The organism is Pseudomonas sp. 14P_8.1_Bac3, from assembly GCF_025466085.1.
Classification (GTDB): Bacteria; Pseudomonadota; Gammaproteobacteria; order Pseudomonadales; family Pseudomonadaceae; genus Aquipseudomonas.
Genome location: NZ_JANLOD010000066.1, coordinates 160807 through 177853 on the forward strand (window position 1 = coordinate 160807; position 17047 = coordinate 177853).

Sequence of the window (17047 nt, forward strand, 5' to 3'; positions counted from 1 at the left end):
CGCGGCCTCAAATCCTTGGGGAGGGGAATTCACATGTCACGCCAACAACCACAATTACCGGTCAGTTCACCACGTTTGCTCGCTTCCGCAATTGGCATGGCCATCACCGCCGGCTCCGCAGGCCACATGGTGTTCGCCGCCGAGAAGACCGACGGAAAAGCGCCGAACGGGGCGATTTCCCTGGATGCCACTTCCATCACCGGCGAAGCCCAGGACCAGACGAGCTACAACGTCGAGAAAGCCTCCTCGCCCAAGTACACCGCACCGCTGATCGACACACCGCGTTCGATCACGGTCATTCCGCAACAAGTCATCAAGGACACCGGCGCCCTGAACATGCAGGACGCGCTGCGCACCGTGCCCGGCATCACCTTCGGCGCCGGTGAAGGCGGCAACCCCCAGGGCGACCGTCCGTTCATTCGCGGCTTTGATGCCCAGGGCGATACCTACCTCGACGGCGTGCGCGACACCGGTTCGCAGAGCCGCGAGATTTTCGCCGTTGAATCGATCGAAGTCAGCAAAGGCCCGAACTCCGCAATCGGCGGTCGTGGCGCAGCAGGCGGCACCATAAACCTGGTGAGCAAGAAAGCACATTTGGGCAACTCGCTCGACGGTGGCTTTACCTGGGGTTCGGACCAGACCCAGCGCTACACCCTGGACGGCAACTACCAGTTCAGCGACAGCGCCGCCGGCCGTCTGAACCTGATGAGTCACGAGAGCAACGTCGCTGGCCGCGACAGCGTCGACTACGACCGCTGGGGCATCGCACCCTCGCTGGTTTTCGGCCTGGGCACCGACACCCGGGTGAACCTTGATTATTACCACCTCGAAAGCAACGACACTCCGGACTCGGGCATCCCGTACAGCATCCCGGTCGCGGGCTCGGCGGCCCGTACCAAATCCAACCCGGACAAACCCAACGATGGCGGCGACAGCAGCAACTTCTACGGCCTGAACGACCGCGATTTCCGTAAGACCCGCACCGACACCGCGACCTTCGCCATCGAGCACGACCTGAGCGACGCGCTGACCATCAAGAACACCCTGCGCCACGGCACCAGCATGCAGGACTACATCCTGACCCAGCCGGACGACAGCAAGGGCAACGTCAACAACGGCAGCGTCTGGCGCCGGGCCAACACCCGTGTCAGCAACACGGAGACCACCACCAACCAGACCGACCTGTTTGGTGATGTGTACATCGCCGGGTTCAAGAACAGCTTCTCCACCGGTATCGAACTGAGCCGTGAGGAAAGCCAGAAATCCTCGTATACCGTCAACACCGACTCCACGCCCGGAACTCCAGTTACAACAAGGGATCCAGGCACCCAATGCACTCCGGCGATGATCGGAGCTCCGAGTGGCTACAACTGCACCTCGTTGTCCAACCCGAACCCGAACGACCCGTGGAACGGCGCCATCTCGCGTAACTACGCCGGCACCGACACCAAGGCCAACACATATGCGCTGTACGTGTTCGACACCCTGGAGTTGTCCGAGCAGTGGCTGGTGAACATGGGCCTGCGTTACGACCATTTCGACACTAAATACAAAACCTACACCGCCGCCGGCGCCACCACGGCCAAGGGCGATGACGTCAGCGAATTTGTCACCGGTCAATTCGGCGTGGTCTACAAACCTGCGGAAAACGGCAGCATCTATGCGTCCTACGCCACCTCTGCCACCCCACCGGGCGCCACCCTCGGCGAAGGCCAGGACGGCAACCCGCTGGGCGGCACGCCTGATCGCAGCGGCAACCTGCTGAGCAGCGACATGGAGCCGGAAACCACCAAGAACTACGAAATCGGCACCAAGTGGGACTTCCTCAACGATCGCCTGTCGCTGACCGCGGACATTTTCCGCACCGAAAAAGACAACGCGCGTGTGCAAGTCGACACCACGTCGTACGAAAACGCCGGCAAAACCCGCGTTCAAGGTTTCGAGCTGTCGGCCACCGGTAAACTCACTGACAAATGGCAAGTCTTCGCCGGTTACGCCTACATGGACAGCGAACAGATCGACGGCGGCGCACTGGGCAAAGTCAACGACGGCAACGAACTGCCTAACACCCCGAAAAACAGCGCCAGCCTGTGGACGACGTATCAAGTCACGCCGAAGCTGACCATCGGTGGCGGCGCGTTCTACGTCGACGACGTGTTCGGCAGCGTGGCCAACACCACCATGGTCGATTCCTATGTGCGTTATGACGCGATGGCCGCCTACAAGCTGAGCAAAAACGTGGACCTGCAGCTGAACGTGCAGAACCTCACCGACGAAACCTACTACGACAAGGCCTTCTCGACCCACTTCGCCAACCAGGCGGCCGGTCGTACTGCGTTGCTGAGCACCAACTTCCACTTCTGATGGAAAAACTGTAGGAGCGAGCTCGCTCGCGATGGTCGTCAACGATAACGCGGGACACCAGACACCCCGCGTCGGGTTTGAGTTCATCGCGAGCAAGCTCGCTCCTACAGAAACCGGCGAGGCCCTGTTCATTGAGATGAACGGGGCTTTTCTGCGTAAAAAAGAATGTTTCTCGACAACCCACGGCATAATGCGCGCCGTGATGACAAATTTCGGACGAACAAGGCGAGCGACGTGTTGAAGAAAACCCTGTTCCAGTTGCACTGGTTTTTCGGTATCAGTGCCGGGCTGGTCCTGGCCCTGATGGGCATCACTGGCGCGACGGTGTCGTTTGACGACGAAATCCTGCGTGCGCTGAACCCTTCGGTGTTGCAGGTCGAAAAACAGGTCGCTGGCGTCTTGCCGCCCGCCGAACTGGTGGAAAAAATCGAAGGCGCCTCGGGCAAGAAAGTCGCGATGCTGTGGGTCGAGACCGACAGCGGCAACGCCGCGCGGGTGAATTTCACCCCGCCGCCGGGCGAGCGCCGTGGCGAAATGCGGTACTTCGACCCGTACACCGCCGAATTCCTCGGCGACGCCACCGGCCAGGGTTTCTTCGACCTGATGCTGCAACTGCACCGCTTCCTCGCCATGGGCGAAACCGGTCGGCAGATCACCGGCGCCTGTACGCTGATCCTGGTGTTCTTCTGCCTGTCCGGCCTGTACCTGCGCTGGCCCCGCCAGTGGAACAGCTGGCGCGCCTGGCTGACCCTCGACTGGCGGAAAAAGGGTCGCAGCTTCAATTGGGACCTGCACTCCGTGGCCGGCACCTGGTGCCTGGTGTTTTACCTTTTGGCGGCGCTGACCGGGTTGTCTTGGTCCTACGAGTGGTACAGCAAGGGCCTGACCCGACTCCTTTCCGACGCGCCGCAGAATGAGCGGGTGCGCAACCGTGGTCCGGCGCCAGCCGGCCCGGCGCCCACCGCCGACTACGCCGCCATGTGGAGCAGCATCTACAGCGCCGCCGGCCCAGCACTCAGTGCCTACAACATCCGCATGCCTCCCGTCGCGGGACAACCGGCAACCGTGTATTACCTGCTGAACAGCTCGCCGCACGAACGCGCGCTGAACCAGATCAATCTCGATCCGGCCACCGGCGTTGTCAAAAGCCATGACCGTTACAGCGACAAGAGCCTCAAGGCCCAACTGCTGACCAGCATCTACGCGCTGCACGTCGGCAGTTACTTCGGCATTGTCGGCCGGATCATCCTGACGCTCAGCGCGCTGACCATGCCGTTGTTTTTCGTCACCGGCTGGTTGCTGTACCTCGATCGTCGGCGCAAGAAAAAGCAGATCAAGGATGCGCGCCAAGGTATTGAGCAACCGGAAAGCGACGCACCGGCTTGGCTGATCGGTTTCGCCAGCCAGAGCGGCTTTGCAGAACAGTTGGCGTGGCAAACGGCCGGACAGCTTCAAGCCGCTGGCCTGCCGGTGAAAGTTTCGCCGCTGGCGGATGTCAGCGAACAGGACTTGCGCGACTCCAGCAACGCGCTGTTCGTGGTCAGCACCTTCGGCGACGGCGAAGCGCCGGACAGCGCCCGCGGCTTCGAACGCAAGGTGCTGGCGCGCACGTTGAGCCTGGAAAGCCTGAATTACGCGGTGCTCGGCCTCGGCGATCGCCAGTATCAGCACTTCTGTGGTTTCGCCCGACGCCTGCACAACTGGCTCGGCGCGCATGGCGGCAAGACCCTGTTTGCCCCCGTAGAGGTCGACAGCGGTGACCCATACGCCTTGCGTCACTGGCAGCAGCAACTCGGCCTGCTGACCGGCCAGGCGCCCGTGGACACCTGGCAAGCACCGAGCTACGACAACTGGACGCTCACCCGTCGTGAATTGATGAACCCGGACAGCAGCGGCTCGCCGGTGTACTTGCTGGGTCTCAGCGCCCCGACCACTAGCAGCTGGCTCGCCGGTGACCTGGTAGAAGTGCTGCCGCGCAACTGCCCGTGGGCGATCGAGCATTTCCTCGATGGCCTGGGCATTGATGGTCGAGCCACGGTGACGATTGATGGTCTGACGCAACTCCTGGAACACGCCCTGGCCAGTCGCCAATTGCCGGAAAACCGTGCGCACCTGGTCGGCTTGCACGCCCAGGCGTTGGTCGATGCGCTGGTGCCATTGGCCATGCGCGAATACTCCATCGCCTCGATTGCCGCCGACGGTGTGCTCGAACTGATCGTGCGTCAGGAACTGCATCCCGATGGCAGCCTGGGCGTCGGCTCCGGCTGGTTGACCGAACACGCGTCAGTCGGTAGCACCATCAGCTTGCGGGTGCGCCGCAACAGCGGTTTCCATCTGCCGGTCGAGCCGGTGCCGATGATCCTGCTGGGCAACGGCACTGGCCTGGCCGGGCTGCGCAGTTTGCTCAAGGCGCGGATTGCCGATGGGCAGCAGCGTCATTGGCTGCTGTTCGGCGAACGTAATCGTGAACACGATTACCTGTGTCGCGCCGAGCTGGAAGAGTGGCTGATTTCAGGGGATATCGAACGCCTGGACCTGGCATTCTCGCGGGATCAGGCAGAGAAGATCTATGTGCAGGATCGCCTGCGCGAATCCGCCGACGAGCTGAAGAAATGGCTGGCGGATGGCGCCGTGATCTACATCTGCGGCAGCTTGCAGGGCATGGCGTCTGGGGTGGATCACACGCTCAACGAACTGCTGGGGATTGAAGCCGTAGACCGGCTGATCGAACAAGGTCGCTACCGCCGCGACGTGTACTAACCCTACAGCTGTAGGAGCCGGCTTGCTGGGGATGGCGGGGTTTGAAATCGCCATCGCCAGCAAGCCGGCTCCTACAGGGGAACGACAATGCGGTCTTATTTATTTATAACTTCGCGTTATTTAACGGCGAACTAACCGGGCATGAAACCCTGGAACAATTGTTATTCAAGCGGCACATCTCATTACAATCAATGGCCGAATCCCTCCCGCCTTTATTAACAACACATTGATCACTGGTGCCACTTCGGTAAGCACCGTTACGATCATTATCCCTGCCTGAAAAAACGCATAACACCGACCCGCCGCCGACACCGCCGTTTATGTTGCAGTAATAACCACCGACGATACCCCAGGCTCCGTTGCACAGGCCGGCGCTGGCTTCTTCGGCAATGGCCGCATTCCCGGCCGGTAGGAATAGCGAACAGAAGATCAATGATGCGACTGTCTTCCATGAGTTTGTTTGTTGCTTCCTTATCAACTTCATCATTAACTGCTCGTGCTGAATTGAAAATAAATCCTAAATAAAACCCATTAGAAAAACAGCCACTACAACAAACCAACGTGCACATGTATTGGTTCTAAACATTGCATGTATAGAAATCAAACAGAACCTGAACTTGATGGAGATCACTGTGGGAGCGGGCTTGCTCGCGAAGGCGATTCCACATTCAACAAAGATGCTGTCTGAAAAATCGCTTTCGCGAGTCAGCTTGCTCCCACAGGATCGGGTTCCCACGCAGAGAGTGGAAGCGCTTCTCCTGAAGCACACAACTTTCCAAGACCTTTCCTACAACGTATCTTGTTGCCGCGTTTCGGCTTCGACTCCATAGTTTGGGCTCGCGGAAAACACCGCGAACGACCTTGGCCGGTCGGTGCAGGAACGCTACAGCGTAGCAACACCTCCTCGGGCACTTTGTGCCTGAGGCGTTGTTTCATGGCAGCTGTGCGTGGGACACGTTCGCGTGTGCCGGTTCCTGTACCCGGTCGGCCAACCCGCGTATGGCTGCCACCCTCATCGTTTGGCCGCGAGTGGTGGTAGCTTCCATTACAGGAGTTACATCATGTTCCAAGTCATGCCCCGCTACCTCCCCATTGACACCTACGACGCCGAAACACCGGTGCTCTTCGTCAACACCCACAAAGAACTCAGCGAACTCACCGCCTGCGCCATGCACCGCTTCACCGTGGTTCGCGACTTGGCGGACACGCTGTGCAGCCTGAATCTGAGAAACACCTCCGACTGTGATCTGGTCCGCATCACCCGCGCCGTGCATCTGCTGATGCGTGAGGGCTGCACGGTGCTGGATGTGGTTCAGGCGCGCGCGTTGCAGCGGGAGGCCTCGTACAAGACCCCGGTTTGATGGCGATGCCGATGACGCCTTCGCCGGCAAGCCAGCTCCCACAGCGATCAATGCCGGACACAAGACCTGTGTCCAACGCCTGCCCCAGTGGGAGCGGGCTTGCTCGCGAAGGCGGTTCCACATTCATCAAAGATGCTGTCTGAAAAATCGCTTTCGCGAGCCAGTCGAATCGTCGCACCCGCTAGGGATTCAGGGTGTCAGGCGTTGACGGGTTCTACGGCCAGCTCGACCACCTCCGGTCGTTTGAGCAGCGCATACGCCACCGCCGTCAGCAAACTCCCGGCAACAATCGCCAGCAAGTAAAGCAGCGCATGATTGATCGCATTGGGAATCGCCAACACGAACAACCCGCCATGCGGCGCCATCAGTTTGCAGCCGAAGTACATCGACAGCGCCCCGGTCAGCGCGCCGCCGGCGATGCTTGCCGGGATGACCCGCAACGGGTCTTTCGCGGCAAACGGTATCGCGCCTTCGGAGATGAAGCACAACCCCAGCACCAGCGCGGCTTTGCCGGCCTCGCGCTCGGTCTGGGCGAACTTGCGGCGGGCGATGAACGTGGCGATGCCCAGGCCAATCGGCGGCACCATGCCGGCCGCCATCGTCGCGGCCATTGGCGCATAACTTTGCGAGGCCAGCAGCCCCACCGAGAACGCATAGGCGGCTTTGTTGATCGGTCCACCCAGGTCAACGCACATCATGCCGCCGAGCAGCACGCCGAGCAGAATCGCGTTGGTGGTGCCCATGCTGTCGAGGAAGTGCGTCAGCCCGGCGAGCATCCCGGCCACCGGTTTGCCGACCACATAAATCATCACCAGCCCGGTGAACAAACTGGCGAGCAACGGGATGATCAGGATCGGCTTCAGCGCCTCAAGGCTCTGCGGCAATCGTGCATAACGATTGATCGCCTGCGCCGCATAACCGGCGATGAAACCGGCAATGATCCCGCCGATAAAACCGGCCCCCAGGGTGCTCGCCAGCAGCCCACCGATCATCCCCGGCGCCAGACCCGGACGGTCGGCGATCGAGTACGCAATGTAGCCCGCCAGCAGCGGCACCATCAGCTTGAACGCGGTATCGCCGCCGATCTGCATCAGGGCGGCGGCAAGGGTGCCTTCTTCCTTGAACGCGGTGATGCCGAACACGAACGACAGCGCGATCATCAGGCCGCCCGCCACCACCATCGGCAACATGAACGACACACCGGTCAGCAGATGCTTGTAGACGCCGGTTTTCTCTTGCTTGGCCGGGCCTTTGGCGCCGGTCGCCGCCGTTTCCTGCTTGCCCTCGGCCAACGCTTTATTCAGCGTCGCTTCAGCCTGCTTCAATGCGATGCCGGTGCCGCAGCGGTAGATTTTCTTGCCGGCAAAGCGCTCGGTGGCGACTTCGATATCACAGGCCAACAGCACCACGTCGGCGTCGGCAATCGCGGCCGCACTCAACGGATTGCGCGCGCCGACCGAGCCCTGGGTTTCGATCTGCAGGTCATAGCCCAGACGTTTCGCCGCTTGCTGCAAGGCTTCAGCGGCCATGAAGGTGTGCGCGACGCCGGTCGGGCACGCGGTGATGGCGACCAGGCGCGGGGCGTTTTTCGTGACGGTGGCCGGCTCGACGGGCGCCTCAGGGGCGACATAAACCTGAGCCTCTTCAGCACCGCGTCGCAACACTGCCTCAACATCTTGCAGCGCTTGCGCCGGCGTGCTTTGGAACACACGTTTGCCAACGAATCGCGACATATCGACCGGCGAGCTGGTCACCAGCAACACCCACTCGGCGGCCTCGATCGTAGTCGCCGACAACTGCCGTTCCGGGTGCGCCGCATCCACCACTTCGACGCTGGTGCTCCAGCCCTGGCGCTGCGCCGCGGCGTCGAGCAAACGGGCGCACAGCACACTGGTGACCATGCCGTTCGGGCAAGCCGTAACAATGGCTAACTTCATGACAATCCCTCTTATTGTTCTGTCAGGGGACGGATGCGTACGCCCTGTTCGAGCTGCGCCAATTGCGTCGCGTCACCGATACCGAAACCGATCTGGGTCACTGCCATCGCGGCAATCGCCGTGGCAGTGCGCAGGGTCTGTTCCGGGGTGTCGGCGCTGAGCAAACCGTGGAGCATGCCGGCCAGTAACGAATCCCCGGCGCCCACGGTGCTGGCGACGCTGACCCTGGGCGGCGTGGCATGCATCGCCGCACCGACGCTGAACCAGTTCACACCGTCCGCGCCATGGGAAATCACCACATGCTCGATGCCTTGCGCGTGCAGGCGACTCACGGCTTCGGCCTGCGCCGCGACCGAGGTCACCTCGCAACCGAGCACCTCGGCCAACTCTTCGGTGTTCGGTTTGATCAGCCACGGACCGGCCTTGAGCGCCGCGCGCAACGCTTCGCCGCTGGTGTCCAGCGCGACGTTGAGCCCGAGGTTTTTCAAGCGCAGGACCAACGCCTGCAACCACGCCGGGCTGACGCCTTGCGGCAAGCTGCCCGCGACGACCACCGCGTCATGACCCGGCGCGATCAGGTCCAGCCGATCCAGCAGCGCCTGCTGCGCCACCTCGCTGACCCTCGGCCCCGGACCGTTGATGTCGGTGATGCGCCCGTCGCTTTCCGCGAGTTTAAGGTTGCTGCGGGTTTCGCCGGGGACACGGATAAAGGCGTCGACAAAACCGCGTTTGGCGAACAGCGTTTCGAACGCTTGAAGATTGTCTTCGCCAAGAAACCCGCTGACCGTGAGCTGGTGCCCAAGGTCCGCCAGCACCTGTGCCACGTTGACCCCCTTACCGGCGGCGTGGGTGTGCATTTCATCGCTGCGATTGACCTGACCGGCTTCGAGCCGTGGCAATTGCACCGTCAGGTCCAGCGCCGGGTTGAGGGTCAAGGTGAGGATCCGGGCCATTACAGGGCCTCCACGAGTGCGCGCACTTCACTGGCGCTGCCCACGGCCAAAGCCTGTCGGGCGAGGGTTTGAGTCTGGGTCAGGTCGAGTTCGCGGATGCGCGCCTTGACCTCGGCGATGCTGCGGCCGGACACGCTGAGTTCATCGACGCCGAGGCCGACCAGCACCGGCACCGCCAGCGGATCGGCCGCCAGTTCGCCGCACACGCCGACCCATTTGCCATGGGCATGGGCCGCGCGCACGGTGATATCGATCAGTTGCAGCACCGCCGGGTGCAAGCCGTCCGCCTGTGCCGATAGCGTCGGATGGCCACGGTCGATGGCCAGGGTGTATTGGGTCAGGTCGTTGGTGCCGACACTGAAAAAGTCGACCTCTTTGGCCAGCACCGGTGCGAGCAACGCCGCCGACGGCACTTCAATCATGATCCCCAGTTGCAAATCGGCCACCGGGATTTCCAGGCGCAGCCGTTCGGTCATGTCCCGCGCCTGTCGCCATTCATCCACGCTGCCGACCATCGGGAACATGATGCGCAATGGACGGTTATCGGCGGCGCGCAACAGTGCACGCAATTGCCCTTCCATAATCTGGGGACGCTGCAAGGTCAGGCGAATACCACGCACACCGAGGAACGGGTTTTCTTCCTTGGCGATCGGCCAATACGGCAGCGGTTTGTCGCCACCGACATCGAGGGTGCGCACCACCAGCGGCCGGCCGGCGAGCCCATCAAGGACGCGGCGGTATTCGGCTTCCTGGGTCGCCTCATCCGGCGCCTGGGCGTGGGCCATGAAAATCAGTTCGGTACGCAGCAGGCCGATACCTTCCGCGCCCTGCTCCACCGCGCTGGTGACGCCGGCACTTTCGCCGATGTTGGCAAACACTTCGACCGCGTGGCCGTCGGTGGTCAGCGCCGGTTGATGGCGTTGTTCGGCGGCGGCCTTCAAGCGTTGCTCGCGGCTGTCGCGCTCTTCGATGGCGCGTTGCAGGGTCGCCGCATCGGCATCCACGTGCAGGCGACCGCGCTGGCCATCGAGCAGCAACGGCGTGCCCGGCGCCAGCAGCAACACCGCCGCGCCCGCGCCGACCAACGCCGGAATACCCAGCGCACGGGCGACGATCGCACTGTGCGCCGTGGCGCCACCCCGGGCAGTGAGAATGCCGGCGACCCGGGCGGGATCGAGACGCGCCACGTCGGACGGGCCCACTTCATCCATCACCAGAATGTACGGCTGGTCCGGTTCGCTCGGGGTCTCGACGCCGCACAGTTGCGCCAGCACCCGACGGCCGATGTCACGCAGGTCCGCGGCACGTTCGGCGAGCAACGCATCCTGCAACGATTCCTGTTGCCTGGCCGCGGCTTCGATAACCGTCATCCACGCGGCTTCGGCGCTTTCGCCTTGCTTGAGGCGGCTCTCGACTTCATCGCTCAGTTCCGGGTCGTCGAGCATTTCCTGGTGGGTGATGAAAATCTCGCGAATGGCCTTGGATTGACTGCGTTCGATCAAGCCTTCGATGTCGCGGCGCACGTCGGCCAGCGCTTGCTTGAGACGCTCGCGTTCAATCGCGGCGGATTCTCCTCGCAGGGGGTAATCGAGGGTTTGCAACACCTGAATGTGCGCCGGGCCGATGGCGATACCTGGCGCGGCAGGGATGGCCTGGACCAGGCTGCCGGACGCCGGGGCGAGCAACACTTCGGCCAGCTCGGTGATGACTTCGCGCTGTTGGCTCACGGCGGGCAGCGGCTCGACTTCTTCACCGAGGCCTTCTTCGGTGGCGGCCAACAACGCCGGCAAGGCGTCGGCGGCAATGCTCGGTTCGGCGATGAATTCCAGCACCTGACCACGGCGAGCGCCGAGGCTGAGCAGCTTGCTCAAGCTCTTCACCGATACGGCGCTGTCCTGACCGTCGACGATGCGTACGCGAATTTCACCGTCAAAACTTTTCGCCAGTTGCGCGAGGATCTTCGCCGGGCGCGCGTGCAAGCCGTGGGCGTTGGCCAGGGCAATGCGCGCGCTCGGCCAGTCCGCCGGCAACTCACCGCCGAGCACTTCAAGGACTTTACGGCTGCTGGTCGCGCGGCCCAGTTCATGACCGCGACCTTCAATCAGCAACGCGCACAGGCGCTCCAGCAAGGCCTGATGCGCTTCGCCGAGGCTGGCCAGACAGAACAGCCCGCTGAGCGGCTGGCCGAGGTAACGCATCGGTTTGTCCGGGGTGACGAAGGCCAGGCCCGGACGCTTGACCGTTTGTTCGCTGTGCAGCCACCACAAGCCGTCGCCGAGGGGCAGCGCTTCGACTTGTTGCAACACCGCGGAGAAACCATTGCTCACACAATCCGCCTGGCGCAGCAAGCGGGCACCGCGCCAGACCAGTTCTTCGAAGTCATCGGCCGACACACCGAGGCCGATCATCTGCGCATCCAGCGCCAGTTCCTGCGGCGCGCCTTGCAACAGCTTCAACAAGGCTTCGGCGGAACCGGCGCGACGCAGGGCCTGGCCCAGGTCGGTCTCGCCGAGGGCGCGGGTCAGCAGTTGCAGGAGTCGCAGGTGTTCGTCGGATTTGGCGGCGATACCGATTGCCAGATAGACGATCTGGCCGTCGCCCCAATCCACGCCGTCGGGAAATTGCGTCAGGCGCACGCCGGTGGAAAACACTTGGTCGCGGGTTTCCGGCGTACCGTGGGGGATGGCAATACCTTGACCGAGAAAGGTCGAGCCCTGAGCCTCGCGCGCTTGCAGACCGGCGAGATAACCGTCAGCCACCAGGCCATCGGCGACCAGGTGTCGGGCCAATAACTGCAATGCAGCGGATTTGTCCGCCGCCGATTGGCCCATGGAAATCTGCTCTATGGTGAGCTCGAGCATGCGTTCTCCTTTTTGGCCCCTTGAGGCGCCAGGTATTGTTTTGAATGCGTCAGCTTAGGCGCTTGGTCATGACTTTTGGCGGTTTCGCGGCAGAACCGGCCAAATGCACCTAAAACGTAGAAAATACGCCTGCTGAAACGTTTAATCTAGAGTGAATGGCACGTTACTCGATAATGCTCCCTCGTTGAAGCTCAACCTGTCGGATACGTTACGGCAAGGGTTTGCGCCTTAATCGGGTAGGATTGGCGAAAATGTCGGCCGAAAAACAAGGAAATCCCGAGTTGAAACTCAGTGATATCGCTCAGCTGGCCGGTGTGTCCGTGACCACCGCCAGTTATGTCATCAATGGCAAAGCCGAACAGCAACGCATCAGCAGCGCCACCGTCGAGCGCGTGCGCGCGGTCGTCGAGCAACATGGCTTTACGCCCAACCCCCAGGCGGCCGGGCTGCGCAGTCGGCACACCCGCACCTTGGGGTTTATTCTGCCGGACCTGGAAAACCCCAGCTACGCACGCATCGCCAAACTGCTGGAACAAGGCGCTCGGGCCCGCGGCTATCAGTTGCTGATCGCCAGCTCCGACGATGCGCCGGACAGCGAACGGCAATTGCTGCAACTGTTCCGCGCCCGCCGTTGCGACGCACTGATCGTCGCCAGTTGCCTGCCGGCCGGTGACGACAGTTACCGTCAGTTACAAGCCAAGGGCATCCCGATCATCGCCATCGACCGGGTCATGGAACCCGAGCATTTCTGTTCGGTGATCAGCGATGACCGCGAAGCCAGTCTGCAATTGACCCGCAGCCTGCTCGACCCGCAGCCCAAGCAGATCGCCCTGATCGGTGCACGCCCGGAACTGAGCATCAGCCAGGAGCGCGCGGCGGGCTTCAAGGAAGCACTGGGTGATTTCAAAGGCGAGGTCCTGATCGAGCACGGCGAATCGTTCAGCCGCGAGTGCGGCAAGCAGTTGATGGAAGAGCTGCTACAGCGTCTGGGGCATTTGCCGGATGCGTTGGTGACCACGTCCTACGTGCTGCTTCAAGGCGTGTTCGACGCTTTGCACGACTTCCCGTTGAGAACCCGTCCGCTGCGCCTCGGCACTTTCGGCGATACGCAGCTGCTGGACTTCCTGCCGCTGCCGGTCAACGCGATGGCCCAGCAGCATCAGCTGATCGCCGACAAGGCGCTGCAACTGGCCCTCGCTGCCATCGAGCAGTCCGATTACCAGCCCGGCGTGCAGGCCATCGCGCGAACCTTCAAGCAGCGTATACGCCGGGACTGAACCGTGGAGCTGATCGACACCCACACGCATCTGGATTTTCCGGACTTCGACGCAGACCGTCAGGCGCTGCTCGCCGAGAGCCGCGCCCTTGGGGTGCGGCAGATTGTCGTGTTGGGGGTTTATCAGGCCAACTGGCAGCGGGTCTGGGAGCTGGTGCAAGGCGATCCGGACCTGCATGCCGCGTTCGGTTTGCACCCGGTGTATCTGCAGGAGCATCGACCTGAAGATTTAAGCGAACTGGGTGACTGGCTGACCCGGCTGGCCGGCCACCGGCAGTTGTGCGCGGTGGGCGAGATCGGCCTGGACTACTTCATCGAAACCCTCGACCGCGAGCGCCAGCAAGCGCTGTTCGAGGCCCAGTTACAACTGGCGGTGGACTTCAACCTGCCGGCGCTGATTCACGTGCGGCGCAGCCATGCGACGGTGATTGCCACGCTCAAGCGCTTCAAGCTGAAACGCGCAGGCATCATTCACGCCTTTGCCGGCAGTCAGGAAGAGGCCCGCGAATACATCAAGCTCGGTTTCAAACTGGGTCTCGGCGGCGCGGCAACCTGGCCCCAGGCCTTGCGCATGCATCGCGTACTGGCGCAGCTGCCGCTGCAATCGGTGGTGCTGGAAACCGACTCACCGGACATGGCGCCCGCCATGTTTCCCGGTCAACGCAACAGCCCGGCGCACTTGCCGGCGATCTGTGCGGCGCTGGCCGGCATCATGGCGATCAGCCCTGAGCAACTCGCCGCGGCGAGCACGACCAACGCCCGTGAGTTGTTCTACTGGTAGTCAATCGTTGTGCGCCTTGGCGGCTTCAAGCACCAGCGTGATGTGTTGCCGGTGTCGAGCGTACTGAACCACGATGAAGTAGATCAGAATCGCCACCAGCGAAAAATTCACCTGTTCGAGCACGCTGAGCAGCCCGACCCATTCCATCACCAACGCCACCAGCAGCGCGGTGCAGACCATCACCAGCGTACTCGCGCGCAGCATCGCCACCGAGTCGAGGGACTTGATCCGTTTGATCTGTTTCGGGTCGCTCAGCCGCAAAGCTTTGTGGCAGTGGGAACAGGGGAACGTTTCATTGATCGCAATGGCGTTGAGTTGCCAGGGTGCGAGCAGGTGCGTACTGCCGCAATGGGCGCAGTGGCCCTGAATTCCAGTTGTGATAACGGACATAACCGAGCCTCCTCAGTCCTTAAAGTAGGTCAGGGTTGGGATCATCCTTCATTGAAGACCAAAAGCCAGCGCCTGGAGGAAAATCGGATATTGCCTACGCGGTGTAGAGAATAAGTACGACAGACACTGCGCAAAACTGTAGGGGCCGCTTGCCGGCGATAGCGGTGTTGCCTGCAGCTCCGTCATCGCGAGCAAGCTTGCTCCTACCGGGGTTTGTGCTGCACCGGGGTGAGTCCCGCTCAGACCCGGAAGGCGCTGATCAGCTGTTTAAGCTCCACCACCTGCGCCGACAACACCCGACTGGCGTCTTCGGTCTGGTGTGCGCCCTCAGCGGTGCGCTCGCCAGCGCGGTTGATCTCGACGATGTTCTGGTCGATGTCGTGGGCCACGGCAGTCTGTTGTTCCACCGCGGCGGCAATCTGCTGGTTCTGATCGACGATCATTCCGACAGCGCCGAGGATGTTTTCCAGGGCCTGCTGGACTTTTTCCGACTGCCCGACCGTACCACTGGCCATTTCATGGCTGGTGCCCATGGCCTTCACCGCGGCACCGACACCGTTATGGAGTTTGGCGATCATCTGCTCGATCTCTTCGGTCGATTGCTGGGTGCGCTTGGCCAGGGTCCGGACCTCGTCCGCCACCACCGCGAAACCTCGGCCCTGCTCACCCGCCCTCGCCGCTTCGATCGCCGCGTTGAGCGCCAGCAGGTTGGTTTGCTCGGCGATGCTTTTGATCACTTCCAGCACGCGGCTGATGGACTGGCTGTCGCTGGCCAACTGGTTGATCACCAGCACCGACTGATCGATCTCGTTGGCCAGCGCGGCAATGCTGCCCTGTTGCGATTCCACCAGACCGCGACCGCTGATGGTTTCATCGTTGACGCTGTGGGCGCTGCTGACCGCCGCGGCGGCACTGCGGGCGACCTCCAGTGAAGTCGCCGACATCTGATTCATCGCCGTCGCGACCTGTTCGATCTGCGAGCGCTGTCCCGCGACGGCCTGGTTGCTCTGGGCCGACACATTCTCCACCTGGCCGGCCTGGCGCTCGACCTCACCGACGGTGTGGCCGACCCGCTCGATCAGGTCATGGATTTTCTTCACCGTGCCGTTGAACACCTCGCCCAACTCGCCCAGCTCATCACGGCTGTTGGCGTTGAACGTCACGGTCATGTCGCCGGCCGCCACCTTATCCATCATCGCGCCGAGACGCTTGAGGGTGGTGCGGGTCGAGGCATAGAAGCCGCCGTAGAGGTAAAAAATCAGCACAAACACCACGGACAACGCCACGGCTTGCAGAACCATGTGAGTGCGATTCTGGGCCAGCCGCTGCTGCAACTGGGTGTCGAGGAATTTCAGCGTGGCTTCGTTGAGCTGGTAGGTCCGGTCCATCAGGCCGGTGACCTGGTCGTAAAAACCCTGCCACGGCGCATCCAGGGTGTCGGCCATCACCACCTGTTCTTCGAACAGGTCACTGGCCTTTTTCAACGAGCCCTTGCTGCTGTCGGCCAGGGTCGCCAGGGTTTCACCCGCCGCTTTGCTCGAACCCAACGCGTCCTGCAGTTTCAGCCCGTATTCAGCCTGCAGCTTTTCGATTTGCGCCAGCAACTCATCGAAACGCGTGCTCGACGACGAATTGAGAAACCCCTGCCCCAGCGAAGAAGACCCCAGCGCGCGGCCATCGCCCAGCGCCTGGGTGACGAGCGGAGTGACGTTGGTGATGAGTTCGGTGAGCTGACGCATGTCGCTCTGGTTGTCGCGGCTCAAACCCGCCTGGCTGGCGATGATCTGGCTGAATATCTGTGCGTTGCCCAGCAACTTGCCGATCAGCGCACTTTTGCTTTGCAGGGAGTTTTCCGTTTGCTCGGCCTTGAACGCGGTGATCATCTCATCGCGTTTGCCGTCGAAAACGGCAATCTGCTCCGGATCGGCGGTCATCGCCGTCAGCCCTTGCAAACGGGCCAGAATGCTCTGCTCCAGGGTCGTGATCTTGGACTCGAGATTGCCACCTTTGCCGGCCTGGCCCAGGTAGACGTTGATCTGCACCAGGTTGTTCAGGGTTTCCAGATCCCGTCGCAGGGTCAGACTGCTGCCCAGCAGGTCGAGGCTCTGCAGTTCCACCCGCGTGCCCTGGAATTCACGATAGGAATCGCGCACCAGGTAAAAATTGGTCACCAGCATGGGCACCAGGAACAAAACGCTGATCAGGCTGAACTTCATGCCGAAGCTCAGGCGATTCATCAGTGCGACGGCGGGATAGAGCAAGCTCTTCACTGGAAGTCTCCCTTTGATTTCTTATTTTTATTGGTAGGCACAGACAGGCAGCAGATAGCCACTACTCAGTGCTATCTCTGTATAGCTTAATTCG

At 61.8% G+C, this 17047-nt stretch carries 11 protein-coding genes; 5 read left to right on the plus strand and 6 right to left on the minus strand.

Annotated features, from left to right (window positions below; genetic code table 11):
• Positions 1-33 precede the first annotated feature (33 nt).
• Both NTD84_RS21880 and NTD84_RS21885 read left to right on the plus strand, forming a co-directional pair.
• Positions 34-2364 (plus strand): TonB-dependent receptor, encoded by a 2331-nt coding sequence (locus tag NTD84_RS21880; RefSeq protein ID WP_262169866.1) that lies wholly within the window; start codon positions 34-36, stop codon positions 2362-2364.
• A gap of 234 nt (positions 2365-2598) precedes the next feature.
• Positions 2599-5124 carry a sulfite reductase flavoprotein subunit alpha gene (locus NTD84_RS21885; protein WP_262169868.1) on the plus strand — a complete coding sequence of 842 codons (2526 nt, stop codon included), beginning with the start codon at positions 2599-2601 and terminating at the stop codon, positions 5122-5124.
• Between the two features lie 103 nt (positions 5125-5227).
• On the opposite strand, the gene NTD84_RS21890 is transcribed toward NTD84_RS21885, so the two are convergent.
• Complete coding sequence (locus NTD84_RS21890) at positions 5228-5611, minus strand: hypothetical protein (protein ID WP_262169869.1); 384 nt, start codon at positions 5609-5611, stop codon at positions 5228-5230.
• Between the two features lie 574 nt (positions 5612-6185).
• On the opposite strand from NTD84_RS21890, the gene NTD84_RS21895 reads away from it, so the two are divergent.
• The gene (locus tag NTD84_RS21895; protein WP_262169871.1) at positions 6186-6485 is read left to right on the plus strand and encodes a hypothetical protein; all 300 of its coding nucleotides are present in this window, start codon (positions 6186-6188) and stop codon (positions 6483-6485) included.
• A 197-nt stretch (positions 6486-6682) separates the two neighbouring features.
• Here NTD84_RS21895 and NTD84_RS21900 read toward each other — a convergent pair whose 3' ends face one another.
• From NTD84_RS21900 to ptsP, 3 genes are read right to left on the minus strand one after another with little or no spacing between them, the layout of a single operon-like run.
• Positions 6683-8422 carry a PTS fructose-like transporter subunit IIB gene (locus tag NTD84_RS21900; protein WP_262169873.1) on the minus strand — a complete coding sequence of 580 codons (1740 nt, stop codon included), beginning with the start codon at positions 8420-8422 and terminating at the stop codon, positions 6683-6685.
• 11 nt (positions 8423-8433) lie between these two features.
• Positions 8434-9375: a 1-phosphofructokinase gene (gene pfkB, locus NTD84_RS21905; protein WP_262169875.1), complete on the minus strand. Its 942-nt coding sequence runs from the start codon at positions 9373-9375 to the stop codon at positions 8434-8436.
• The gene (gene ptsP / locus NTD84_RS21910; RefSeq protein ID WP_262169877.1) at positions 9375-12236 is read right to left on the minus strand and encodes a phosphoenolpyruvate--protein phosphotransferase; all 2862 of its coding nucleotides are present in this window, start codon (positions 12234-12236) and stop codon (positions 9375-9377) included. Before ptsP ends, pfkB begins: the two co-directional genes overlap by 1 nt.
• 281 nt (positions 12237-12517) lie before the next feature.
• Between ptsP and cra the strand changes: the two genes are divergently transcribed.
• Both cra and NTD84_RS21920 read left to right on the plus strand, forming a co-directional pair.
• The gene (gene cra / locus NTD84_RS21915; protein WP_262170059.1) at positions 12518-13513 is read left to right on the plus strand and encodes a catabolite repressor/activator; all 996 of its coding nucleotides are present in this window, start codon (positions 12518-12520) and stop codon (positions 13511-13513) included.
• A gap of 3 nt (positions 13514-13516) precedes the next feature.
• On the plus strand, positions 13517-14293 hold the full coding sequence (locus tag NTD84_RS21920; RefSeq protein ID WP_262169879.1) for a TatD family hydrolase: 777 nt from the start codon (positions 13517-13519) through the stop codon (positions 14291-14293).
• Here the strand turns inward: NTD84_RS21920 and NTD84_RS21925 are convergent, their stop codons facing one another.
• Both NTD84_RS21925 and NTD84_RS21930 read right to left on the minus strand, forming a co-directional pair.
• A complete protein-coding gene (locus NTD84_RS21925; protein WP_262169881.1) occupies positions 14294-14683 on the minus strand; it encodes a hypothetical protein in 390 nt (129 codons plus the stop codon).
• A 239-nt stretch (positions 14684-14922) separates the two neighbouring features.
• On the minus strand, positions 14923-16953 hold the full coding sequence (locus NTD84_RS21930) for a methyl-accepting chemotaxis protein (protein WP_262169883.1): 2031 nt from the start codon (positions 16951-16953) through the stop codon (positions 14923-14925).
• Positions 16954-17047: the final 94 nt, after the last annotated feature.

Bases quoted from the DNA above. Each gene is read 5' to 3' on its own strand.
- NTD84_RS21880 (WP_262169866.1), top strand. From the start codon at position 34: ATGTCACGCCAACAACCACAATTACCGGTCAGTTCACCACGTTTGCTC.
- NTD84_RS21890 (WP_262169869.1), bottom strand. From the start codon at position 5,611: ATGATGAAGTTGATAAGGAAGCAACAAACAAACTCATGGAAGACAGTC.
- NTD84_RS21895 (WP_262169871.1), top strand. From the start codon at position 6,186: ATGTTCCAAGTCATGCCCCGCTACCTCCCCATTGACACCTACGACGCC.
- NTD84_RS21900 (WP_262169873.1), bottom strand. From the start codon at position 8,422: ATGAAGTTAGCCATTGTTACGGCTTGCCCGAACGGCATGGTCACCAGT.
- pfkB (WP_262169875.1), bottom strand. From the start codon at position 9,375: ATGGCCCGGATCCTCACCTTGACCCTCAACCCGGCGCTGGACCTGACG.
- ptsP (WP_262169877.1), bottom strand. From the start codon at position 12,236: ATGCTCGAGCTCACCATAGAGCAGATTTCCATGGGCCAATCGGCGGCG.
- NTD84_RS21925 (WP_262169881.1), bottom strand. From the start codon at position 14,683: ATGTCCGTTATCACAACTGGAATTCAGGGCCACTGCGCCCATTGCGGC.